General features: G+C 35.3%; 17 protein-coding genes and 1 tRNA gene. 9 read left to right on the top strand and 9 right to left on the bottom strand.

Going from position 1 to position 25,610, the window contains the following annotated elements:
• Positions 1-592 precede the first annotated feature (592 nt).
• The 5 genes from ACP6PM_RS31315 to ACP6PM_RS31295 all read left to right on the top strand — a co-directional run bounded on the left by ACP6PM_RS31315 (position 593) and on the right by ACP6PM_RS31295 (position 7,932).
• A complete protein-coding gene (locus ACP6PM_RS31315) occupies positions 593-715 on the top strand; it encodes a hypothetical protein (protein WP_426590773.1) in 123 nt (40 codons plus the stop codon).
• A 275-nt stretch (positions 716-990) separates the two neighbouring features.
• On the top strand, positions 991-2,769 hold the full coding sequence (gene recN / locus ACP6PM_RS31310) for a DNA repair protein RecN (RefSeq protein WP_426590772.1): 1,779 nt from the start codon (positions 991-993) through the stop codon (positions 2,767-2,769).
• A gap of 1,715 nt (positions 2,770-4,484) precedes the next feature.
• On the top strand, positions 4,485-7,226 hold the full coding sequence (locus tag ACP6PM_RS31305; protein WP_426590771.1) for a GAF domain-containing protein: 2,742 nt from the start codon (positions 4,485-4,487) through the stop codon (positions 7,224-7,226).
• 59 nt (positions 7,227-7,285) lie between these two features.
• Positions 7,286-7,642: a hypothetical protein gene (locus tag ACP6PM_RS31300; protein WP_426590770.1), complete on the top strand. Its 357-nt coding sequence runs from the start codon at positions 7,286-7,288 to the stop codon at positions 7,640-7,642.
• 104 nt (positions 7,643-7,746) lie between these two features.
• Complete coding sequence (locus tag ACP6PM_RS31295; protein ID WP_293099718.1) at positions 7,747-7,932, top strand: TLTLP motif-containing protein; 186 nt, start codon at positions 7,747-7,749, stop codon at positions 7,930-7,932.
• A 1,552-nt stretch (positions 7,933-9,484) separates the two neighbouring features.
• Here ACP6PM_RS31295 and ACP6PM_RS31290 read toward each other — a convergent pair.
• From ACP6PM_RS31290 to ACP6PM_RS31255, 8 genes are all read right to left on the bottom strand, one after another.
• Entirely contained in the window at positions 9,485-10,048 is a 564-nt protein-coding gene (locus ACP6PM_RS31290; RefSeq protein WP_426590769.1) for a peroxiredoxin family protein, read from the bottom strand.
• A gap of 159 nt (positions 10,049-10,207) precedes the next feature.
• Positions 10,208-10,813, bottom strand: a complete 606-nt coding sequence (locus ACP6PM_RS31285; RefSeq protein ID WP_426590768.1) for a peroxiredoxin — start codon at positions 10,811-10,813, stop codon at positions 10,208-10,210.
• A 938-nt stretch (positions 10,814-11,751) separates the two neighbouring features.
• Positions 11,752-11,824, bottom strand: a tRNA-Met gene (locus tag ACP6PM_RS31280).
• A 560-nt stretch (positions 11,825-12,384) separates the two neighbouring features.
• Complete coding sequence (locus ACP6PM_RS31275) at positions 12,385-14,793, bottom strand: peptidoglycan DD-metalloendopeptidase family protein (RefSeq protein WP_426590767.1); 2,409 nt, start codon at positions 14,791-14,793, stop codon at positions 12,385-12,387.
• A gap of 1,252 nt (positions 14,794-16,045) precedes the next feature.
• The gene (locus tag ACP6PM_RS31270; protein WP_426590766.1) at positions 16,046-16,507 is read right to left on the bottom strand and encodes a tRNA (cytidine(34)-2'-O)-methyltransferase; all 462 of its coding nucleotides are present in this window, start codon (positions 16,505-16,507) and stop codon (positions 16,046-16,048) included.
• 789 nt (positions 16,508-17,296) lie between these two features.
• Complete coding sequence (locus ACP6PM_RS31265; protein WP_426590793.1) at positions 17,297-17,488, bottom strand: zinc ribbon domain-containing protein; 192 nt, start codon at positions 17,486-17,488, stop codon at positions 17,297-17,299.
• Positions 17,489-18,033: 545 nt separating this feature from the next.
• A complete protein-coding gene (gene gshA, locus ACP6PM_RS31260) occupies positions 18,034-19,185 on the bottom strand; it encodes a glutamate--cysteine ligase (protein WP_426590765.1) in 1,152 nt (383 codons plus the stop codon).
• Between the two features lie 859 nt (positions 19,186-20,044).
• Positions 20,045-20,866, bottom strand: coding sequence for a cobyrinic acid a,c-diamide synthase (locus tag ACP6PM_RS31255; protein ID WP_426590764.1), 822 nt, complete (start codon positions 20,864-20,866; stop codon positions 20,045-20,047).
• Between the two features lie 1,847 nt (positions 20,867-22,713).
• Here ACP6PM_RS31255 and ACP6PM_RS31250 point away from each other — a divergent pair.
• The gene (locus tag ACP6PM_RS31250; RefSeq protein ID WP_426590763.1) at positions 22,714-23,574 is read left to right on the top strand and encodes an Npun_R2479 family HD domain-containing metalloprotein; all 861 of its coding nucleotides are present in this window, start codon (positions 22,714-22,716) and stop codon (positions 23,572-23,574) included.
• Positions 23,575-24,254: 680 nt separating this feature from the next.
• Positions 24,255-24,389, top strand: coding sequence for a hypothetical protein (locus tag ACP6PM_RS31245; RefSeq protein ID WP_426590762.1), 135 nt, complete (start codon positions 24,255-24,257; stop codon positions 24,387-24,389).
• Between the two features lie 127 nt (positions 24,390-24,516).
• On the opposite strand, the gene ACP6PM_RS31240 is transcribed toward ACP6PM_RS31245, so the two are convergent.
• Positions 24,517-24,642: a hypothetical protein gene (locus ACP6PM_RS31240; RefSeq protein WP_426590761.1), complete on the bottom strand. Its 126-nt coding sequence runs from the start codon at positions 24,640-24,642 to the stop codon at positions 24,517-24,519.
• A gap of 85 nt (positions 24,643-24,727) precedes the next feature.
• On the opposite strand from ACP6PM_RS31240, the gene ACP6PM_RS31235 reads away from it, so the two are divergent.
• Together ACP6PM_RS31235 and ACP6PM_RS31230 are read left to right on the top strand one after the other, a co-directional pair.
• A complete protein-coding gene (locus ACP6PM_RS31235) occupies positions 24,728-25,336 on the top strand; it encodes a helix-turn-helix domain-containing protein (RefSeq protein WP_426590760.1) in 609 nt (202 codons plus the stop codon).
• A gap of 32 nt (positions 25,337-25,368) precedes the next feature.
• Positions 25,369-25,572, top strand: a complete 204-nt coding sequence (locus ACP6PM_RS31230) for a hypothetical protein (RefSeq protein ID WP_426590759.1) — start codon at positions 25,369-25,371, stop codon at positions 25,570-25,572.
• Positions 25,573-25,610: the final 38 nt, after the last annotated feature.

Genomic DNA, 25,610 nt, shown 5'->3' with positions numbered 1-25,610 from the left:
CTCTTTTCCCTGTTGCCAAAAATCAAAAACTTGTGTATCTCACCCAGATTTAAAAATGCTATAGCTCAGTCAATTTTAGTCCTAATAGCAAGTATATTGTTACTCATACAGAAAATCTTTGTTAAAACACGATAAAAATTATGGTGATTACTGATTATTAATAGTAATCTAGAGTAGATAGCACAACTATATAAAAATTATTGGAAAACTGACTCATATTCATCCGGCGATCATCTAGAATATCATTATACTAGAAATAGACTACAAAATAAAGTGCCTAAATAGGGTTATAAAACTTGTCAAAATAATCTTTAGCCAACAAATAATTCCGGCAGTTGGTAATATATAAACCCTATTTAATTTGTCAGATTTGGCTAGTCTGATGAAATGAAGTTTTGCCAAATATAGAAAAATAATCTTTAGTCATAAGAACATCAAGCATAACCTTAACTTGTTCTTTTGATGTATCTATTATAATTAGAATTTTATTTTGGAGACCTCCAGGAAAATTGGGGATTCAAACTATAAACTCAAAAATTATTTTTGACCAAAAAAGAAGGTTTCAACCCTCCCCTTTTAAGGGGATGAAAAAGTGGTCGAGAGATGGCGAGGTCTCCTCGCCATCTCTAATCGACCAAGAGAAAATCAAATTCAGTATTTCAAGCCTCCTGGTTTACCAAGAGGTACTGATAACTTACAGCGGATTCCAGGTTGATGAGGTACAGTGACACTAAATTTTTAAATAGTTTTTGAAGTATAGAATAAAGTTTTCATGTCTTTAATCAAATCTACTAGAATCACTGTACCACACTTACATGGAATAGGCTGTATGTACTAACACTTCGCGAAGTGTCACTACTAACTGATAACTGAAATGACTTTTGACTTAACTCGCTTCGCTCAAAAGAGAAAGGATAAAAGTCAAAGGCAAATATTTAATCTTCTCTTATTCCTTATTCCTTATTTCTTACTTTTTCCTTCCTTAAATAAATGCTAATATCCCTTCGCATTAATAACTTTGCCCTCATAGACCATCTCGACCTAGAATTAGGTTCGGGTCTAAATGTCTTCACAGGTGAAACAGGTGCAGGTAAGTCCATTATCCTAGATGCTCTTAATACCACTCTAGGTGCTAAAATAGATCGCCGTATCATCAGAACAGGAACTAAACGAGCCACCCTAGAAGCAACCTTTCAACTCAACCCATCTCTAGCTGAATGGTTAAGTAGTCAAGAAATAGATCCAGTAGATGCTACATTAATAGTTTGTAGTCGCGAAATTATTGTAGCCCAAGACTCCCTACGCACAAGGTCTCGTGTCAATGGCATCCTAGTTAACCGGAAAATAATGGACCAGCTTCGTGATCGCCTAGTGGAAATTACAGCTCAAGGCCAAACTTTACAATTGGGAAATCCTAATCTGCAAAGGGAATGGCTTGATTTATATGGTGGTCATCCCCTACTAAAATGTAGAGAAGCAGTAAATATTACCTATCAAAAAGCTCAAAAAGCCAAAGCAGCATTAGAAAACCGTCGCCAGTCAGAGAAGCAACGTTTACAAAGAATAGATTTATTAGAATACCAAGTACAAGAATTAGATAAAGCTAATCTTAGCGAACCTCAAGAATTAGAACAACTAACACAAGAAAGTCAACGTCTTAGCCATGCAGTTGAACTGCAACATCAAAGTTATCAAATATATCAAGCTTTATATCAAAATGAAGGTGATAATTCAGCAGCAGCAGATCTTTTAGGAGAAGCAGAAACAATATTAAATGATATGGTAAACTACGATTCTACATTACAACCTATATCAGAAATGATTAGTGAAGCTCTAGCTCAAGTTATCGAAGCTAGCCGACAAATTAGCAGTTATGGGGAGCAATTAGAAGCAGATCCTCAAAGATTGCAGGATGTAGAAGAAAGAATTCAAGAACTTAAACAAATTTGTCGCAAATATGGTCCCACCCTAGAAGAAGCTATTAATTATTATCACAAAATACAAGCAGAACTTAAAGAACTACTTGAAGGAGGAGAGTCTCTCGAAGCACTAGAAAAAGTATACTTGGAAGCTCAAAAAGAATTACAAAACAAATGTAGCGAACTTAGTGTGCAACGTCATAATGCTGCTGCTAAATTAGAAACACACTTGGTAGAAGAACTAAAACCTCTTGCTATGGAGAAAGTAAAATTTCAGGTACAAATTACTTCTACTACTCCAACATCTACAGGTGCTGACCACCTAACATTCTGTTTTAGTTCTAATCCTGGTGAACCACTACAACCTCTAAATTTAACAGCTTCTGGTGGAGAAATGAGTCGGTTTTTATTAGCACTGAAAGCTTGTTTTTCTCAAATCGAAGCATCAGGTACTCTAGTTTTTGATGAAATAGATGTAGGAGTTTCCGGAAGAGTAGCAGGAGCTATTTCAGAAAAACTACACCAACTTAGTCGCCAACACCAAGTTCTATGCGTAACTCACCAACCCATAGTAGCTGCAATGGCAGACCATCACTTTAATGTTAGTAAGCAGGTCGTTCAGGAAATGGGCCATGTTAGCTCAAACGATCAAGACTCTGAGGAGAGAACAATAGTTAGAGTGAAAACCCTCGATAGTTATCAACGACGGGAGGAGTTGGCACAATTAGCTAGTGGTAGACCAGTTCAAGAAGCTATTGCTTTTGCAGAATCTCTTTTAACTCAAGCTGCAACCAAACGCGAGAAAAATTTGACTACTCCTTTTTCTAGTTCTAGTTCTGGAAGCGAATAGATGTCTCTAGAAAAGAGGGAAAAGAATTTTCCCCAGGAGCAATACTAGTAAGTTTTCATCTCCCCAGGAGCAATACCGGTACTTTGGCAAAAAATATGTTAAGAACAACATCAAACCCTTATATAGTCTAGGTTTTACATTTAATCAACCTTTTTCCTGATATATCTAGGTTTGAGCCATTTTTAGCCTGAGCAACGTATTTCCCTTACCCCTACTAGCTTTGAAGGCATTTTCACTGTGAAAAATATCAAAGTACCGATACCAGTAAGTTTTCATCCCATGAAGCTTCCATAAAATATATATCCTGGTTTTTTCCTCATCAAATCTTTCCATCCATCACTTCTGAGTCGAAAACCACAAACATTTTCATTTTCTGAAGCTTATGAAAAAATTCCACGTCAAAGGATTTTTGGTTGCATCCTGACAAAAATTCTGATATCATAAAAGCTAGCTAGTTTTATTCGCCTAGTAGAAACTTTTGGTTGACTTTTGTAAGCTTATAAAATCTTCTTAACAAATAGCGGTATACAAAATTTAGGTAACCAACTTCACTAGCCAAGCGATTAAAATAGCTAAATTGCTGTAAAAAGCTTAAAATTAACATTTTATCCTTGAAATAACTACATTTCAAAGACGTTTTTGTCTTTGAGAAATAGAGTTTAGACTATAATTTAGATGCGTTTGCCCTGGTTTCTTATTTAGGTGCGTAGGTCCGGACCTATTTTTAGCCTATTATTGTATTTTTCTTCTCCATGTTAGGTTAGCTGTCATTTGCACCACTTAAAAACACTAAAGTCTTAATTATCCTAGAAGTCAAATAACTACAATTGTCAGATACAAGATTTTAACAGTTAGATTATTGGCTCAATAGTAGAAACTGTTCAAAGATTATTGAATGACCCCTCAGTGAGATTTACAATAGCAAAGAAAAAATCTGTTATACCAGTTTTAAAAAATAATTTTACGAATAATCAGTGTAATTAAAAGACTTGAGAAGAGATGTCACTTTAACAAAGCGGTGCGACCCCGCGCAGTCTCACGAAGCAAGGGAATGTGTATCAAGAGAAAAAGATGATTTACGACCTAAAAAATAGTATTGAAGGCATTAATTCTGACTCCTGACTCCTAATAAATAGCCTAGTGATTTGTAGCAAACATTTATCAGATTGGTATTAAAGTTATCAGTAATTTTTCAGAAAAAATAGCAGAATATTGACAATTCACCTTGAAAAAAAGCAAAAAAATCTTAATCAATGAAATTAATTTTTCTGAAGAAGAACCAAAAAAAAATTAATGCTAAGTATCCATAGCTACTTTTTTTGCGCTGAAGGGGAAAGTAAGACGAGAGGCCATTATTTTATTTTACTGATGAAGATATTAAGATTGACATCAGCGAAACAATGCACCTGCCTCCAAAGTCCAGCATATTTGGGGTCTAAAGGCGCGTTCGACACTACCTCGCGAATCCGACGGCTTCGATAGACACTTCTAGCCCAGCAGCATTAGACTAACTAGTATAACACACTCAGCAAGAAAAGCGCAACATTGATTGGTTTTCCTATACGAAGATCCCCCCTCATAAGAGCGCGGGTCTTCAACGTTAGTTGAGATAAGTTATAGAAACAAAAGTATGATAAATTAATGTTAGACTACATTACAGCTTCTTAATAGAATATTTAAAAAGCATTCTGTGCTGAATATTTAATTAAACCATCATGACATCTGCATCTCCAAACCACATAGCAACAGAGTACACCACAATCCCAATAGAGGATGTGGAAGTTATAGAGGGTAGCAGCCATCAGGTGTCCCACTCTCAAAATAATTATGTTTATAACAATCCTGAAATCAATAACACTCATGGAGATAATCCCAAAAGTAAATCAACAGTTAACGAAAGTAGTGCATTAGTTAATCCTGGTTCTGCTGGGTCTAATTTCTCAGAATTTCTGGTTCCCTTAACAAAAGACACTTTTGTCGAAGCTGTTAAAGATGTTGAAGAAAAGCTAAAGACAGTTAATCAAACCCTTGGGATGCTCAACAATTTGTTAGAGGCTCAAGGATTTGATGCGATTTTACATGAAATGTTACGTTCAATTACTCTGAAAACAGGAGAATTATTGAACGCAGACCGAACAACAATTTGGTTATTAGATGAAGAAAAAAATGAGCTTTGGTCAACAGTTGCCCAAGGAGCTAATGGAAAACCATTAGAATTAAGAATTCCAGCAAATGTGGGAATAGCTGGAGAATCAGCTCAAGGAAAAAAAGTTATTAATATACCCTACGACTTCTACAAGGATTCCCGTTCGACCTTTACCCAAAAATTCGATAAACAAAACGGATATCGAACCTATAGTATGGTAGTAATGCCATTATTGCAAGAAGAAACAGGGGATTTAATTGCAGTTGTCCAACTTCTAAATAAGTTCAAACTAGATGCAGAACAATATGAACTCTTAGAAGACAAAATAGATAAAAATGGATTTACTGAAGAAGATGAAAGAGTATTTCGTGAATTTGCTCCCTCTATCAGTCTGATACTAGAATCTTCTAAATCATTCTACGCAGCTACCCAAAGACAAAGAGCTGCAGAAGCTTTGATGAAGGCTGTCGATTCCCTCAGCAAAAGTAGCCTAGACTTAGAAGATACTCTGAAAAAAGTTATGGATCAGGCCAAGGAACTGATGAATGCAGACCGTAGTACCTTATGGCTGATAGACAACGATAAAAATCAACTCTGGACAAAAATTCCAGTTGATGGTAAATTAATTGAAATTAGAATAGCTAAAGATAAAGGTTTCGCTGGTGTGGTTGCTACATCTGGCGAACCTCTACTAATTCCTTTTGACGTATATAAAGATTCCCGCTCAGTTACAGCCAAAGAAACAGACGAAAAAACAGGTTATCGTACTTGTAGTCTATTATGTATGCCTGTTTTTAATGCCGATCATGAATTAATTGGTGTGACTCAGTTAATTAACAAAAAGAAACAAGGAGAATATCCACCCTATAATCCTGCAGATTGGCCGAATGCACCAGAACAATGGAAAGCCAGTTTTAATCGTAATGACTTAGAGTTTATGAAGGCTTTTAATATCCAAGCAGGTGTAGCCCTTCAAAACGCGAAATTATTTGATACAGTCAAACAAGAACAACAAAGGCAAAGGGACATTTTACGTAGTCTCACCAATGGCGTAATCTCTACTGATAAAAAAGGCAAAGTCATTGCTACAAATGAAAGTGCTAGACATTTACTAGGGATTGGTGATACAGATATATTAGCAGGTAAATATGTAAAAGATTTGGTTTGTCTAAAGGAAGGTGAATTTTCTAAATGGTTAGATCTAGCTCTCTCTCCTAATGAGAGTAAAGAGTCCCAGCAGTATTATCCAGATCAAACTTTGTTGCCTCAAGGAGATTTAGATACTCAAAGTATTAATTTGTCAATTAACTCAATGATTGATGTCTTGGAACCGGATAAGGTGAATGGCGTGTTGGTGGTGATGGAGGACATATCTGGAGAAAAGCAAGTTAAAAATTTGATGTATCGTTACATGACACCAGAAGTAGCAGAACAATTATTAGCAAGTGGTGACACTGGTTTAGGAGGTAAACGTCAACAAGTTTCTGTACTTTTTAGTGATATTCGTAGCTACACTACTTTGACAGAAAGTATGAGCGCTGAACAGGTTGTCAGTATGCTAAATGAATATTTTGAAGAGATGGTAGATGCTGTCTTCAAATACAAAGGCACTCTTGATAAATATATAGGAGATGCCTTAATGGCAGTATTTGGATCTCCAGCTCCCTTAAAAGCTCATCCTTTATGTGCCATGCAAGCTGCTGTGGAAATGCGCCAACGCTTGCAAGTATTTAATGAAGAGCGTGTAGCCAAAAATAAAAAGGCCATCAGTATTGGTATGGGGATTCACTCAGATGAAGTAGTTAGTGGTAATATTGGCTCTAGTAAACGTATGGAGCTAACTTCTATTGGAGATGGTGTTAACCTAGCCTCTCGCCTTGAAGGTACAAGTAAACAGTATGGTACAGATTTGGTCATCAGTGAGAATACTTATAAAAATTACAAAGAGAAACTTTGGGTTCGGGAATTGGACTTGATTACTGTGAAGGGAAAAAGTAAACCTGTCAGAATATATGAACTTTTAGGTTTTAAGCAAGGTGCACTGAAGCAAGAATTGACTGATCGACAACATCAGATTGTTGGACATTATAATCAAGGACGGGAGTTATATTTAAAGCCATCCAAAGAGAAAAATTTAACAGATGATTCTATTAAGGAATGTTTTGCAAAAGCTGAAGATAAATTCAAAGAAGTTTTAAATATCGATCCAAATAACAAAGCAGCCAAGTTACACGTTGGTCGTTGTCAACTATTTCAGGCCGAACTTCCTCCAAAAGATTGGGATGGGGTCTGGAAATTAACTGAAAAGTAAATATTTCTCTTTAAATAATAATATTAGCTCCTGTATTTTGAAACAAACCAACCCTAGTTATGAATGATTTAAGTTCCCACTACTCAGATAGTGAGTGGGTAGACCAAGTTAATAAGTTATTGGTTGAGATTGCCCGTATTTCTGTCTCAGATCAACCGAAGCTACCAGAAAATATTGCTGAAAGGGCTCTACCACTGGCAAAAACAGCAAAAAGTATCCAAGAAAAAGCTGATAGCCTAATTATTCCTTCAGATTCGCTAGAATGGGTAGAGAAAGTGCGTCAACTTTTGTTGGATTTAGCTCGTGCTTCTTTGGCAGATATCCCCAGACTACCTGTAAGTATAGGTCAAAGATCACTGGTATTAGCAAAAACAGCTCAAAATATTAAAGACAAAGTTGCTCAGAAAAAATCTTAGTTGTCAATAATCGAAGTTTAAAGTTTAGGTGAACTGAAAAAGAGCATCTATATGAAACTTGTATTGCAACTAACAATTTTAAGTTTTTTAGAAATTTCCTGAATATGGAATCAGATAGTCAACCTCCTAGTTACTCAGATGATAAACCTCCTCAAAGGATTGCAAATATTTTGGGAACGGCGATCGCTGTATTGACTCTAACATTACCTTTATTAGCTATTGCTCGTTATTCTCATAGTAATATAAATCTAAATCCTCAAACGTCTTATGAATTGTCTGGGTATGAATGATTTCTGACTAAATTTCTAAGAACTTTAGTTTCAATTTCTATCTTACTTCAGCCTCTAAGGTTACTCTCACTGAACCTGCTTCCTTAGAGATTAAATAAATTTGGTTGATACTCTTTTCTTTTTGCTCAGAAGATTAAGAGTTAAACCACACTATAGCAGGAAAAGGGATGCTTATAACATTTTTCTTCCCTTTTCCTTGTCCCCCATTTCTTTTTACCTTTTAGCCCATATTCCACACGTCAATTTATAGTATTAAAAGTAGTACAAAAAACTGCATATATCAAAGTATTTATACTCTTTAAATCATCTTTATTCACCTTACTCAAAGTTAAATCATCAGAAAAAAATTAAGTATAATTTCGATAATTGACGAATAGCACTAATTGAACTCAAAACCAACAACCTAATATCAAGTCTACTTAGGGTTTGCTTATGGAAAGTATGAGTGGTAGGGGTAGGAGACAGGAGACAGGAGACAGGAGACAGGAGAAATGGAAATTATAGAGGAGGTAGTCGTAAAAATTGTCCCAAGATTTTTCTGCCATAATCATCCCAAAATACTAGCTTTTTGAGCTTGAGAGACCGAAACAGGCGCACTTTTTCAGACTAAAAAAGGCTGAAACTAATATCTATCAGTGCTTTGATATTTAATCAGCCAGCCCTACTTAGGGTTTGCTGAAAAAGTCTTCTAGTTGAAGGTATAATTCAGAATGCGCGAATTCAGAGGAGTTAGGAGGAATAAATATCACTTGATTTTTCTATCCTTATCTGCTGACTCATCCTAACTTTTTTAGCTCCCTAGACCGAAAGCTTGCACCTTTTTTCACTCTAAAAAGACTCAAATATTTACAGATAAAGCCTTTGAAAGTTAATCAGCAAGCCCTACTTAATTAAGCAGAATAAAAATTTTCTCATCTTTGATTTCTCAAATCTCCCAAATATTCCTTTTCCCTGTTTTCAAATCCTGTTTTCCCTACTACCTATTATTTTTATTTGTGATTATTCAACCCGAAATAATATAGCTTATTATTAAAGAGGCTCTTCTAGGGTAGCTCTGATAAATTACTACAAAATAAACTCCATAATCCTTCCATAGTAATGGTTATGATCGTACAAAAAAGCAATTCTCATCAAAAGGGATTGTTATACCAATTTCATGAAATATTGCTACAGTGCTTTATTCTCTTACTAGGAATCTGTAGATTAATACTGTAACGAGCTTTTTTGAATTTGGTATTATTTAGTTTAATCTTTTGGTCTTTAAGGATTTAAGCTCATTTAAATTACCGAATAATTAATAATTATTAATTATTAATTCAATAATTCAGCTTTATTAGTCTCCCCTTTGAAAGGGAAAAAGCAGTCCTTAGATGGCGAGGTCTCGCGCTCTTGCAGAGCCGCTCCGAAGCGCGCCATATCCAATCACCAATGCGATAAAAGTGCTAGGATATTTCCTTATATTCAATTCCCGTAAGGTTTTAACCAGAGGTAATTATCCATTATCCATTATCAATTAATGAAAAAGAGGCACTTAACCAGTCTAGGAGAGCCATTAAAGATTACTTCGATCAAAAATATGATTATCTAAAATACCCAACAAATTCTCAACATTAGCATTATGATCCAGAAAAGAAAACAAATGTTTATAGCAAAGTCTACCCTGTTTATCTAATAAAAATTGCCCTGGTAAAGGTGCCCCCAAAGCTTGACCAACCTTGTAATTTTTAAACACCTGACAGCTAGAATCACTAAGTAAAGGCATCTTTAAACCTAGGTCCCTAACAACAATCTTACTTTGTTCCTCATCCGTACTGGTAATCATCAATACTTCTACTCCCTGCTCTAAAAACTTTTCATAATTATTGTTTAAAGCCAAAATATGAGGGAAACAAAATGGGCAATACTGCTTTTCAGTAAAGATACGAGTCAAGGCAACTATGACAGGAGTTACTCCCCAATAGTTTGATAATCTAACTAATTTACCATTTGTAATATCTGGTAATTCAAAATCTGGCGTTCTTTTTCCATCTTCCAAGCCATTAATAGCTGGAATAGGTAATAAATTTTGAAAAAAACGTTGATTTAGTAAACCCCTAAAATCATAAGAAGTTAGCATAATCAGAATTAATTAAAACTCAAGAGTTAAAACCTTAATTTATTGAAATATCTTTGATATTTACAACTCCAAGAACTTGATTACAATCATCTCAGCTACAATGTTGGAGTGAATATTTTATCAAAATTATGAAGTAGTTTATAAACTACCTAAAAAAATTTATTCAACAGCAGCAAAAAATTCTTTTGACTTAAATGGATCGGGATTCATAGTTTTATCCCCCGGTTTCCAACCCGCAGGGCAAACTTCATCTGGGTGAACCTGTACATATTGAATAGCCTGCAAAGTTCGGAGTGTTTCATCCACATTACGGCCAAAAGCAAGATTATTAATCGTTGCATACTGGATAATACCTTCTCTATCAATAATAAATAATCCCCGCAGAGCAATACCAGCTTCTGGATCTAAAACATTGTAGGCCGCACTAATTTCTTTCTTAATATCAGATAATAGCGGATAATTAAGGTCTCCAATACCACCAGACTTACGATCTGTTTGAATCCAAGCTAGATGTGAAAATTCACTGTCCACTGAAACTCCTAAAATTTCAGTGTTAAGTGACTCAAATTCTTTGTAGCGATCGCTAAAGGCCGTAATTTCTGTTGGGCAAACAAAAGTGAAATCCAGGGGGTAGAAGAATAAGACTACATACTTACCCTTACCACGATAATCAGACAGTTTAATTGTCTCGAATTCCTGATCCACTACAGCTGTAGCAGTAAAATCCGGAGCTTCTTGGCCCACGCGCAGGCATTCGTCTGTCATGATTTAATTCTCCTTCTGAAAATAAATTGATAAATTCTTTACTATGAGCTGCCCTCAATCTAAAAGATGTAGGAGATTCAAGTTTGAACTACTAATACCTCCATCAACAAGCTTAGATTATTGCAACATTTAACCCAATCAATACAATTGATTAGTCATCAGTTAACTGTTTGAATTCTCAATGTCTTAATCATAATATCATCTAAGTTTTCTTTGAAGGAGGCTGCCCTCAAAGTTTTGCTAATATACAATTTTACTTTATGGTGTTAGAGTCATAAATCCCTACTTTACCTACAATAACTAGCTCGTCCCACCAGAATGATGAAAATACAGTCTCCATCTCTTAAATAGCCATAAGTTCACTATACACCACAATAATCATATCAATCCCACAAACCTTCTGCCAAGTGCAAAAACATGGAAAAACTTTAGCTTTATAGTGGCTATTTTAGCAGATTTACTGTGCAGAATAAAAATAAAAATGAAATAGAATTAGGTCATAAAAAGAACTCATAATTTTTGCCAATTCCCACAACTATACTCAAATATAGAACAGATAAATTATTTGAAGAATATGGCATCTTAATTTATAGAAACTGAGGAAATTTATACAAGTATTGCTTCGTTTTTGGATGCTAATTCAATACCTACTTATGGTGAAAAACCCAATGAGTGGAAACCTTCAGGAAAAAGAACAAAGAGAAGTTTGTGTAGATCGACTGCCGAGTTAGGTGGTAATTTCAACCACTATAAATATATCAGAAAGTAGGCCGTTTTAGGGCGATGCTTGAATCCCATTTTTTTGGTCAGCTAAGAATATAAGCCCCTATTAGGATTTATCCCGTTGCGCAGTAGAATTTTGGAAACCAAATCCCTAAAATTAATCCCTTAACTTTAGCCACGGGAGTAGTCAAGTCAAATATAATAATTAATAAAAATGGCTCAGGCGGGATTTGAACCTGCGACCTTGGGCTTATGAGTCCCCTGCTCTAACCTCTGAGCTACTGAGCCTAATTTTTTAGCCATTTATAATACTAGCATAGTCTCCCATGGTTTCGTCAAGCATTTAGATTTTTTTTCTTACCGAAAAATTGGATTTATAGCGCTTTTCATTAACATAGAATACAGATATTTTGGCTTAAAGGCACTTCTGCTGAGGGCAGAAGGCAGAAGTTTTGTAGCCAACATGAGTGAAAACCGCTATAAAGCCTCCACCTTTTAGGGGGACTTTGTGCTATGCTGATATAAGCTGCAAAGGTATTCAACCGCTCTGAAAACCTAGCTACTAATAATAGCAAACTAGCACCAAGTACTAGAGAACCAAAGTTTTTTTTAAGGTTTTAACTGTAGCGCAGGGCATACAGGAACAGGCTCTTGGAATAGAGCAAACGCTTAGTCCGAGAACCATCTCTGGACTAAATATCACAAGATGTTTGGTTTAAGTGGAGTTGGAAAATTTCCGTCTGTTCACGGCGGAGAGTATGTCAAAGACTAGATTAAACTCAAGCCCAAACTTTGTTTGTATGTCAATTCCCATTTCTATGACTGGAAATGGGAATGATTCAAATTATCTAATTATAAGCCATTCCAGAAGGCAGATAAGCCATTGGGTTAACTGCTCCGTTGCCCTTCGGATGGATTTCAAAGTGTAAATGTGGTCCAGTGCTACGTCCGGTGCTACCCATTTTAGCAATCAGCTCACCCTGAGAAACTTTTTGACCTTCTCTAACCAAAATTTGGCTGTTATGAGCATAAACTGTCAGACTACCATTGGGGTGCTGAATTTCTACCAGATTACCGTAACCACCACTATTCCAATCAGCATAAGTAACAATACCAGGAGCTGCTGCAACAATTGGTGTCCCAGTCGGTGCAGCTATATCAATACCCCTGTGCATTCTTCCCCATCGCCAACCATAACCTGATGTCAGAGCCCCTCTCGCAGGCCAGCCATATCCAGTAAATTGCATTGATCCACCAGGTAAATAGGTATCAGCTTGACCTAAAGGTGGTAAATCTGGAGAAACCATTTTTCCGATTGAAGGGTTATTTAGAATCTCATCAGCATTACTTCCTATCGGTGCTGCTGCCATGAACGATGACTCTTGAGATTCACTAATCTGACCTGCTACAGGTAGTTCTTTGACAACTGTAGCAGGATTTCTCCTTTGCGCTCTATTAGTTCCTATCTCTTGAGACCAGTTTCTGGTTTGGGATCTGTTAATTTCTACCTGATAAGTTGGCTGTAAGTATCTATTATTGTTGTCTGTAGGAATTTGATGATTAATAGATAGGTTATTTTCTGAAGATAGTGGTTCAGGTACTGGAATAGTTGTTGATTCTGAATGAGTTAGCTGAGATTCTTCAAAATCTTTTTGAGCATTATATTCCTGTCGTAGCCTGGTAATTTCTGACCTTAAACGATTGGCATAAGGATTTTCTTGATTATCCGTTTGAGCTACTGGTACTGATTCACTATCTTTAGTATCTCTGTCCACTGGCAATGGTTGAACAGGTTGGTTATTACTAAAATGGACTTGATTTTCTAACTCCACAGCAGAATTTGGCCTGGATACCTTTGATTCTAGATGAGTAGGCCATACTTTGCCATTAATTAAGGGAGTTTTAGGGGTATCTGTAGCAATGGACTGTGTTGAAGTTATAAATTCTTTTGATTTGTGATTTATTTGGTACTCTTTATGGCCTGTATCTTCAGACCAAGAAATAAGCTCTAAACTGCCTGTTGTTGAAACTTTAGGTGCAGTAACATTAGGTCTACTATATGATGAATAATCAGATTTTATAATAGGTATCTTAGCTTCTGGAAAATCAGGTTGATTGTTTGTAGTTTCCAGAGAAGGTTGACTCAATTCTTGTTGTCCAAAAGAATATGATTCTAGGTGACTATAATCGCTTGTTGTAGAACTTGCTAAAGTTAATGATAAAGAAGATGGTTGCTGAGGAATTTTTAGTAATTTTGCAGCTTCAATTACGTCTGGATCTTTAATTTGATTAATTTTAGCCAATGCTCCTACAGATACATTGTGCTGACTAGCAATTAAACTCAGTGTGTCTCCAACACGTACTTTGTACACCAATGAAACTGGTGTAGATGTCATTTCTGAATCAATAACTACTGCCCCTTCTACTTTTGTCTGTTTAGTCTTGATTGACTCTTGAGAAATATCTCCTTCACCATCATTTACTTGTCCAGCAACAGAATTATTATCTATTTCAGGGGTAGCTATTTGTAGCCGTGGTTCTGCAACAACCAAATTTTCTGATTTCTGATATACATTTTCTAGGAATTTCTTTTTTGATGAATCAAAAGGCTTTCCTACAGACTCAGAAACAGACTCCTCATACCTCCAATCCACCGAACTTTTTGCCGGGCGGTTTTTTTGTTTTTGAACAGGGTTAATTCCTGTGTTTAACTTCTCAACTAGCTGGCCATTACTACTGATAGGTTTCTTAACTTGTACTTTGCTTAGGGAGCCTAAAGGAGGCAACTCATTGGTTTTTACTTGATTCAGGTTTTTCTGTTTAATTTCTACAGGAAAAAAGGATTGATATCCTGATTTTTCTGTTGATGGCAGAAGAGTTTCAGGTTTAGTTACCCCTACTTTAGAATCACTTTTTCCTTCAGTCTCTACATAATCTTGGGTCAATTTTTGCAGTAGTAGACCTTTGTGGCTATTAACCCCAGTAACATTTAGTTCTGGAATTCTTACTACAGAAGAATATTGTTGATTTGTATCTACTTTAGGGAGTTCTGCTGCTACTGCATGATCGCCTTCCCCAGGGAAGAGGATGCCTGATGCACCCATTGTAGTTGAGATAGCAGCAAGTCCAATCATCGCAGCAGATGAACAAGCCTTACCACTACCTACATTTATTTGTTTAGTCTGTTCTAAATTTGCTTCTGTGTGGAGTTCACACTTAGCAACAGACTTACTTTGATTTGGAAATGTTCGTTTCACAGAACGACCTCCTATTGACAAGCGTTTAACTGTCCTGAATTTTTTTTGTCAACGATCTAGGTCACTTAGTTTATAGATCCAGATCACTTTCAATCATCAGGCTTAGGCTAGGTTATCTTGCTTTGATAAAAAAAGCAAGAATAATTTTAACTTAATTTTGATGTTATGACCAAAATCAAAGAAAATAATTAACTTTTGACAAACTAAAAACTATAGAGCAATATATTTTCTTGCCCCTAGTTTGTTATTGTCCTGTTTTCAATTAGCAATTAGTCCAGTTGGATTTTTCTATTTTTGTTTTGTTTAGTCCTGTACTAAATACCCTCTAGATTCAGAGGAGAATTTCAGGAGGAAATATAATCTAAATTTTGGTATACAACAACTTGTTTTCCTTGGCAATTGATACAGTGATAGAAATTTCTTATGGGTATAGACTAAAGTTTGTATAGCAGTCATTAGCACAGTTGTGTCGAAAATATCCGCAGAATTCATTAGGCAACAGGTATCAGGGGCAAAAGCTTCACACTTTTTATCTCTAGCAAGATAGAAATACTCTTCGATTTTTTCCTAGTCTTTTGATGCTAAGTATAAAAATACCTCAAACAATCCATCTCATCTCTACTTAGGGTTTGCTGAAAAAGTATGCATGGTAAGGATAGGAGTCAGAACTCATTCGGACCGAGTCAGGAGGAACGGGGAATTATAGAGGAGGTAGGAGGAAGAATTATCAGAAGTGATTTTTCCGCCCTTGTCTCCTCAAAAAGTCAGCATTTTGAGCTTGAGCGACCGAAAAGCTTACACTTTTTTCGCTCCAAAAAAGCACTTGCCTTTATCTGTCAATACTTTGAGATTTAATCAGCCAGCCCTACTTATCTACTTAATTGAATTATTACAAGCCATACTTTATCTTGCCTAGAGTATTCCCCCAGTTATATATAAGTTTTTTTCTTTCTATTTGTGTCAGTATTTCCTCAGTTTGAAAGAACATTCAATACTCCAATACTCAGGGATAAATTGCGAGATTGCACAATCAACTAAAAATATTTAAAACTTACGCATACCAAACTCAGAAACCCGTTTTTTTCCTAGATGTTTCTTGTTAAAATTAAGAATTTATCGTAATAACCTAGTTTCTTTGTATAAGTCCTAATGTTTAAAAATCGAGTTCAACTCAATACTATTAAGAAGTTATGTCAAGATTACTTTAAGTATTAACCTGAGATTTTAATCTTTGAGTAATAAAATAATAATTCTAACTCAGATAACCTAATTGACGCCTAGCTTCAAACAAACCCAAGGCAGCACTAACAGAAAGATTTAAACTACGAACCTTTGGTTGTGTCATTGGTATGTAGAGAGTTGCAGTACAATACTCCAGGATATCTTGTGGTAGTCCATTAGTTTCGGAACCAAACAATAGCCAATCATTAGTTTGATATTGAAATTTGGTATAATTAAATCTTCCCTTTTTACTGAAGCCAATCAATCTTCCACCTCGTTTCTGATGAGAGATTTTAAAATCTTCGAGGTTCTGATGATAATTTAATTTTACATAAGGCCAGTAGTCTAAACCAGCCCTTTTTAAATAGCGATCGCTAATTTCAAAACCCAAAGGTCCTACTAGATGTAGTTCTGTATCGGTAGCAGCACAAGTACGAGCAACATTACCTGTATTTGGTGGAATTTGTGGATAGACTAGAACAATCTGGGGCATGAAATCAATCAAATATTTTGACACTAAATCAAAGTGAGTAAAAGGAAAAATACTCAATGGATTCTATATTAAGAAGTCCTAAGCATAGTACAAACTCTTGAAAGTAATATCAAATCCGGTAGCATTGGTGTAATTAGATTCATAGTGTGGGGAGATTAAAGAAAGATTTGGCATTATGCAAAAATGGAACATTTTTTTATACCGAATCAAGGGGATTTGATATAACTTCAAAATGTACCACAAAATATTTTTTCAATCAGTCTAATGTTCAATGAACAATTCTCAATTCTAGTTTTTGGATCAATATTGATGAAATAACATGAAAAATAATGAGCTAGGATTTGAGAATCTGGCCAACTTGATTCAGTATACTGGGAAAATTAAGCTTTACCTAAGACATAGCAACTTTTACCAAAAAATAAGGTTTAAAGCCTCCCCTTTTAAGGGGATGAAAAAGCGGTCGATCTTCGGAGCTTTCCGTAGGATGGGATGGCGAGGTTTCCTGAAGAGTGCAGAGCCGCTCCGAAGTTCGCCATATCCAATAGACCAAGAGAAAATATTCACCATAGGTATTTCAAGCCAGAGACTTTAGTGGTCGGTACTGATAACTGATAACTGAAATTACCTGTATGGGTTTGGTAACCTACCGTTCTTAGAAACCTACAATCCAAATCTATTATATGTTCTATTGCTGCTTCACTCTGGCACTCAGCACTCACCAGTCCACAAGCTGTCACAGTCGTTTGCTTCGCAACGCTGGCGCAAAACGCGCATTTCGGAGCGGAGCTCTTACTGACCACCTGAGCTAGATTCTCTGGTGCCATTTAAGTCTCGTTCCCTACTGAAACCACACTTAGAGCAATTGAATATACGCTCTGATAAAGACAGAGACTCTTGAAAATGTCCACACTTAAAATAAGTTTTAGAGATAGGAAACCATCTATTAACAATAATTAGTTCCAAGCTGTATAGTTTACACAGGACTTAGGAAAAACTACTATATATAGAGTTCAAAAACTATAACGTTATAGTTTTTAACGCTATATATGTGGTCTATGCGTGAGTCCTATTACATTGACTAATCCCCTAGGGTAACTATCTTTTTCCTTTTTCCCAAATAATACTTATTTTCCATTAGTACATCAGCAGTTGAGATAGGAAGCCTCACATTAGTGAAGCTGACCTAGCTTTGCCAGTAGTTGGTTATAATATTTATGGTTTGCTGAAAAAGTCTTATGGTTGATGGTAGAATTCAGAATGCGCGAATTCAGAACTTAGAGGAATTAGAAGGCAGAAATATCCCTTTATTTTTCTATCGTTAGTAACTCACTAATTCTAACTTTTTTAGCTCCCTAGACCGAAAACCTTGCATCTTTTTTCAATCTAAAAATGCTATAATGTTTACTTATATTGCCTTTGAAGGTTAATCAGCCAGCACTATTCAAATCCTTAAGAGGTTTATGAAAATCAACCAGCTTTCCACAGAGGAACTAGAAAACATAAATTCTAATAGGATAAAATTCAGCTTATGCAACCATTGATTGACACAATTTATCTTCCAACTCTTCTTCTTGTTGTGCCATCTCCAAAATTGCTGCTTTAATTACACTCCGAGTGTCAAAACTACTGTCATATTGCTTTAACCATTTTTGTGCTGTATTACCTTCCCGAAGAACTTTTTTAATAGGGGAAAGAAAGCAACTAAAACCACGTTCTTTAGCATAAGGTAAAACCTGTTGATAGATTTCCTCAATCCAATTTCTGGCTAGAATAGTTCTACCATCTTCCCAATGGCAAAGTTGAGCTTCAAGGCTATGATGAGCTACTGCAATTTCATTATTATCTGCTAAAGTTACTAAATCTTCCGAACGGTTATTTGGAGGAAAGTTACTTTTTTCTAACGGATCGAGACTAGGGTCATCAAATAATTGCCATAAACGAGCTTCTAACAAAGCAACTAAGGCCAGTTGCATAACCGGGTTCTCTACAAAATCACAAATTCTTAATTCTAAACGATTAAGATTATAAGGACGACGATCGCCGTTAGGCCGCACAGAAGACCAAAGATGGCGGACATTTTGCATAATCCCTGATGCAATTTGCTCTTCGGTCCATTTAATCAAATGACTATGACCTTCAAACAAAGGGACATAAGTCGGAGTTTTGGGAAAAGTAGCCCAACGAGTAGAGTGAAACCCTGTCACTTGACCATCGAGAAAAGGAGAAGAGGCACTGAGAGCCAAGTATAAAGGAGCTTCCATCCGAATTAAGCGAATAGCTCGCATTAGTAATTCTGGGTCACTAATACCGACATTAATATGAATACTGGTTGTAACAACTTTTGTACCGTAAGTTTGTTCTATATATGTGTGATATGGGTTGTTTGGGTCAGAACGATAAAAAAGATTACTATTCCCCAGAGATAAGGCACTTCCTGGAATTATAGTGTAATCTCCTAGAATGCTTAAATAGTTTCGTAGTTTTAGTCTTGGCTTTACTAGAGCGCATAAAAGTCGATCGTAGCTACACAATGGTGCAGTAGTGTATTCTACATTTCTACTATCTGGCTCCCTCACAAACCCCTCAACTTTGGCCACTATTTGGTCTGACAGGCCAACTATATTACCTTGGGGTGTGCCAGTGTACATTTCTACTTCAAATCCTTTTGATAGTAGCACGACAGGCTCCTGAATCTGATTTATTTATATTTCTCATCCTATCGTGTATTTAACACCTTTGTGCCTTATAGAACCCATTTGGTATCTTTGTCGGCGACCCGCCTTTTTTATCAGGAGGCTCGAGGACTGAGTCAGAAGATGGAGGGAAGGAATATGGGAAAAAGGTTGAAAGGTGTTCCTGAATAAAAGTATAATTTTACACGAGTCAGTCATCAGGAGCTAGAAAAGAGCTTTTTCCGCGCCAGGAACGAGGGTAAATAGGTCTTAAAATCACATTATAAATTTAAGAATTTCATTCCATGTTTCAGCAAAGTCGGTTGAAAAATACTCACCATCTTCCCATCTCTTTTTAAATAGATTAGATCTCAAATGGGTTCTATACTCTAGGGCTTATTTTTTGTAAAGTCAATCTAAAAAAGGGGATAGGCAACAGGGAATAAAGAATGAAGAGGGAGGTATTTTCCAAGATCTAATACCATTTTCAGAAAATATTGTTACAGTCACGACACACTTAACACTTAACACTTAACTGGGAAATAAAAACATAATAAATAAAGAGTAAAAAAGGTTGAGTTTTAAGAATTTATGGGATTTATCAATTTTTGATTGTAGGAATAAATCACATGGTTAAGATGTAACAGCCTATGCATGAATTTGGTATAAAAGAGGAATGAAATATAGCTAGTCTTCTTGAGTCCTTACTTTTGCAATTAGGCAGGGATTTCCAGCCCCGGCAGTATTCAAGCTTTAAGATTTAGTTTATTAACAGTTTATAATTATTATCCTACAATTATTTTATTTCTGATTGCTTATTTATGAATTTCGTTCTACTAAAATTAAAATTAATAATCATTGTACTTTAATTAATTATAGACTCAAATTCACCAGGAAAAATTCCTTCTTGCTCTTGCTGTTGAAAGATATAATCAAAGTCAAATCTTAAAGCTTTAATATGGCGAGTAATTATAAAACCACATTTATTAACTTTCTTTGCAGGAAAAGTTTCTCTTACTAATTTTACTAATTTTTTAGAAGATATTTCAGGTATTTGCACATAATAATCTCTTTTAGCAAAAAATACACCTTTATCTTTAGGTACGATAATACCATTAACTTGATGTGCATACTGAATTGGTTTGATATATGTATTAATAAAACTTTCTTGATTTGTCTGAAGCCGAGCTAATCTCTCATGTTGTAGCCAACTCATTGTGAACACAATTTTAATTAACTCAAATCCTAATATATAGTTGAATATTTGATTTCTTTCTTCTGTATTAATGACTAACTTTAGGGCAGACTCTAAATACTGTTTAGTTTGACAACTTACATCTTGAGCTGCATGAATATAGTATAGTCTAATGTAGTTTCGGAGTACATGTTCATTAATTTTTGTTGGGGCACGAAACCGTCTCAGATATTTGTTAACTCTGTTAATTGTATCTATATCTTGTAGCATTTTTACGGCCAAACCATCGGCTATATAATCATCTAAAAACTCTGCTTGTTTATCAGGAGAAGAAGCACATAAAATATAAGAAAATGATAAAACATAACGGCGTTGATGCCAAGGTAAGCTAGCTGCCCATTTTTTAACTTCTTGAGGAAGTTTTTCAAAGATACTATCTTCTTTATGGGGGTCAACAAATATGTTTTGAGACTTATCTTTGTGATTCGTCATTGCTATTTTTTTGATTTAGTTATGGATGTTGCTATAATATTTTGTCTTGATTTTTGTGGCGAGGATCACATATAAATAATGTTATTGTCACCAATGATAGTGGATTTTAATCACAGGCAAGTTGAGATAAAATTATATAAAATAATGTTTGATGATTCCCAAGTATAAATAGTATATATATTGATAATTATAGCTATTTGAAAAGAAGATTAGGGGCAATAACTATAATTATAATTCAATATAAGAGACTATATTTTTTGAGTTTACAGTCAATACTGACTATATTGAGTATATAATGTTACACTGAATCTGGCAAATTTATCAAGACTAAACTAAATAGTAGACAAATGGACAACTAAATATTATCATCAAAATTTAGATTTTAGATATCCTCTAGTTATCCAAATAATTGATAACTTAAATATAGATAATAAAATTGAAAATAAACTTCATATAATTAATTTATGAACTGCTACAGAAATTAGAAGTAAGCGATCGGGTATCAGATTTTTCATTTCCCTAATTATGGTTTTTCGACTTTCAAGGTTACTTACTTTACCTAATTCTGAGTAAGAAATGCTATATAGCAAGTCCGCACATTAGTTGTGAGAATTTTTATAATAGTTAATTTGAACTGAAAACCTTGAAAATTATGATTCCTGTAGGGGCGATTCGCGAATCGCCCCTACTCCTGACTCCTAATTGCAACCAAAATATTACAACTTAAATAGGATTGCTATATTAGGATTAATAACCATAAATGTTTTTAGTAAAATAAAAGTGAAAGTGAAACTGAATTAACTAATAACCTAAATTAAAAATATAGTCGCGATCAAATAAATTGCGATAAGAAAATATTGATGCAATGTTCAGTTAAGAATAAAAATTACTAATATAGCCTTTATCGGTTAGATGAGGTAAAAAAAAATTGGATTTTAGGGAACAGCTTAACTGGGAAAAACAATAAATCTAAATTGATATATCTCACCTGCATGAAAAACTTATTTATGTATTTATCTAATTCAATATACATACAGCTATATTAAGGATAAGGGTTAGAAAATTTTGCATTTTCCTTGGGTAATTTGCTTTGATTTACCTAATGATAACTCGATATTCAGTCGATCGATGACCATAAATATTAAAGACAAGTAAGAATGCAACTTGAAACAAATTGATTACCTATTAATGAGAATAATTCATTAGTATAGATGTAAGTAGTTATCCAAAAATAATTACACATACTCTAGGTACTGAAGAGTCGGCGTTGGTAATTGGTGGGATGATTTTCTACTAGGGGTGATACCCATAACTTACTCTGGTTAAATATTTATTTAGAGGTATTAGAAACAGATTGCTCTTAAAATTTCATCTCTTGATTTACCGAAAAATTGTGGTCACTAGTGCCGCTACGCGGAAGTTAAAAGTCAAAAGTTAAAAGTCAAAAGTATTGATTAGTAAGGTTTTTAGGATTTTGTAACTGGTCAGTTATTTCCGCCATTCTGCACTAGCCTCCCCTTGGATAGGGGATAAAAAGCGGTCGGAAAGCGGAGCATGACCTAGGATGGGATGGATGGGTTACCTAACCATATCCAATCTCCCCTTGAGAAAAGAGAATATTCCTGATGTCAAGCCTCCTTATTGCAGAGGTACTGATAACCGATAACTGATAACTGAAATGACCAACGCCGTAAAAATCACAGGGAAGAAAATTAGGTAATTAATTTTGCCTAGGCACTTATAACTCGATCGGAGGGAAAAAATGAACTTAGATAATCTGTTTATGATGGTAAATAAAAGTAAGTATAAGTTCACGACAAGAGTAAATTAAAATTAGGAGACTGCAGATGTTTAACTCCACTGAACTTCTGATTGATGCTTTCATAAAACGGCTAACTGATGGCTATCGTCATACTTATGGTGGATATAAATCAGACTATGCTGATATTATCGCCTGGGCGGCTGGGATGGCATTAGAAAACATTGCTAATGGTGATGCCCTTTATCACAATGTAGAACATACTATTCTTGTAACTTTAGTAGGACAAGAAATGTTACGAGGGAAGCATATCCGTGAAGGAGGCGTATCTTGTGAAGATTGGTTACACTACCACATTTCCCTACTTTGTCATGATATTGGATATGTTAAAGGTGTATGTCGCCAAGATCGAGGGAATTTGAGATTGTATGCTACGGGGATAGATAACATGAAAGTATCTCTACCAAGAGGTGCTACAGATGCTAGTCTTACTCCCTATCATGTCGATCGAGGTAAGTTATTTATTGACGAACGCTTTGGAGGTCATAAGTTAATTGACGCAGAAATAATTAAGCGTAATATAGAACTGACTCGTTTCCCTGTACCAGCAGATAAGGATCATCAGGATAAGGAAAACTATCCTGGTTTAGTGAGAGCCGCAGATTTAATTGGTCAATTGAGTGACCCCCGCTATTTACAAAAAATTAGTGCCCTCTTCTATGAATTTGAGGAAACAGGCCAAAATAAAATATTAGGATACAATAATCCAGGCGATTTACGTCAGGGTTATCCTAAGTTTTACTGGAATGTAGTTTATAGCTATATTAGGGATGCGATATCCTATCTGAATTTGACCCAACAGGGAAAACAAATTGTAGCTAATTTAAGTGCTAATGTGTTCAGGGTTGAACATGATGATGCTGTACCGGAAGTAGCATTTGTCAGCTAGCTAGGATATTCAAACAAAATGAATTGTCAGCAAAGAAACCGGGTTTACATATTAGCTAAAGATGGGAAACCCGGATTTTTTTGGTGATTTACTGAAAGTAGAAATTAAAATTTAATTAGGGTTTGCTGAAAAAGTCTTTTGAAGGAGTAGGGGAGTAGGGGAGTAGTTAGGAGGAAAAGGGAATTATAGAGGAGGTAGTCGGATATTTTGTCCCTTGATTTTTCTCCAATTATTCTGCCCAAAATCCGATCCATGCATTAGGGTTTTCAGTCTAAAACCAGGCACTTTTTTCGACTGTAGTCTACCCAAATGAAAACCGTTGTAGAGGTAATTTTGCTGCTAGATAGATAGGCATTAAAATTTGTCACTATGCAACAAAATGTAAATTTTTCCTCAGATTAATTGTAGGTCGGAGTTTGGGGTTAGTTTGCAAAACTTAATATAGTTAAGCTTTTTCCTCCATACCTACTCATGTACCCACAATTAAAACAACGCTTTGAACTGGAGTTTCGACTAAATATTGACTCATTATTCAATATTTGGGGTAAATAATATAATCTTAGAATAGTCTAAACTCCAGGTAGAAAATTGAGGAGAAATTCCTGCCAAGTTGGCAAGTCATTTGGCTGGAGTAGTTGTATGTTGGTTGTGTATTAAATATTCAATTTAAAATTGAACTGATGAAACCAAACAACTCCAACTCTAAAGACCTGTCTAGTAAGTTTCAAGAACTTTCATCTTGTCAAAAACTTTCGGATATCGGTACTTTAGCAAAAAATATGTTAAAAATAGTATCAAATCCTTATACAATATAGGTTTTACCTTTAATTAACCTGTTCCCTGATATCTCTAGGTTTAAGCCATTTTTACCCTGAGCAGCGTATTTCCCTTACCCCTTGATGCTTTGAAGCCATTTTCGCTGTGAAAAATATCAAAGTACCGCTAATAACATAAAAACAAATTTTCAAATAAAAAAGACAAAACTGCATAAGTAATACCAACTTGAAAAATGGCTGCTATGGTAAAATCCATACCAGGCAAGGATTTACCAGGATTTATTTGTAACATTATTTTATTGAATTGGTATGGTATGTAGTTGAGAAATATATTTCTCCTAGAAAAACTGGAGCTATAAACAAATAACTATAAACATATGTTGTCCAACCACTCAAACTCCAAATTTACAACGAGTAAATCAGGTGTATACGGCAACTGCTTAACATCTTTTCAGCGTAAACTTTTAGAAAAAAATCTAGATGATAAGTTGCCGTGGCAATATCGCCAGAGAATAGAAATCATGCTGCTAGCAGATGAAGGCAAAACCCAGAGCCAAATATGTAAAGCTATAGGTTGTTCTCTAGCGACAGCTAGACATTGGATACTTGTCGCTAAGTCTGGTCAAGCTCACAAATGGAAGAATCATCCCATCGGTCGTCCCCAAGAAGTTAACGAACAATATTTAGAACGGTTGAAAGAGTTAGTAACTAATAGTCCTAGGGAATTTGGTTATGTATTCCATCGGTGGACTGCTAATTGGTTAAACAAACATTTAGCAAAAGAATTTGATATTGAGTTAAGCGATCGCCATATTAACCGCTTACTCAAACAAATGGGTTTATCGACCAAACCAAAGCCACCGAAAGCGGAAGAAATTCCTGATCGAGATATTAATGAGAAAAAGATTGTAATTCGCGATCTTAACTCTGACCAAAATCTTAACCCATCTCTGGGAATATTAAGTTTCAACTCTTTTAACAACTAATAGTAAATATTTAGTAAATAAAATTTTGAGTTATGGTTCAAAATGCACCTACTCCTGCTTTAACTCAGGGGCAGCTCACTGATGTCTTAGGATATTCACTTTCAGAAAAAGAAGTTGAAAATTGCCTGAAAACATTAGAATATTTAACACCCAAAGTCGGTCAGTTTTGGCAAGCAGATCGAGAAGAGTCAGGTATCTATATTATTATTGCAGGCAAAGTCAGAGACTGTTTGTAAAAAAAAGCTAAAGATGGCCATGAAGAAGTATTTAAGGT

Origin of the sequence: Dapis brunnea BLCC-M229 (assembly GCF_050015995.1) — a bacterium.
Taxonomy (GTDB): Bacteria; Cyanobacteriota; Cyanobacteriia; order Cyanobacteriales; family Microcoleaceae; genus Trichodesmium.
The sequence above is the reverse complement of the archived record's forward strand: the minus strand, read 5'-3'. Positions and strand labels throughout refer to the sequence as shown.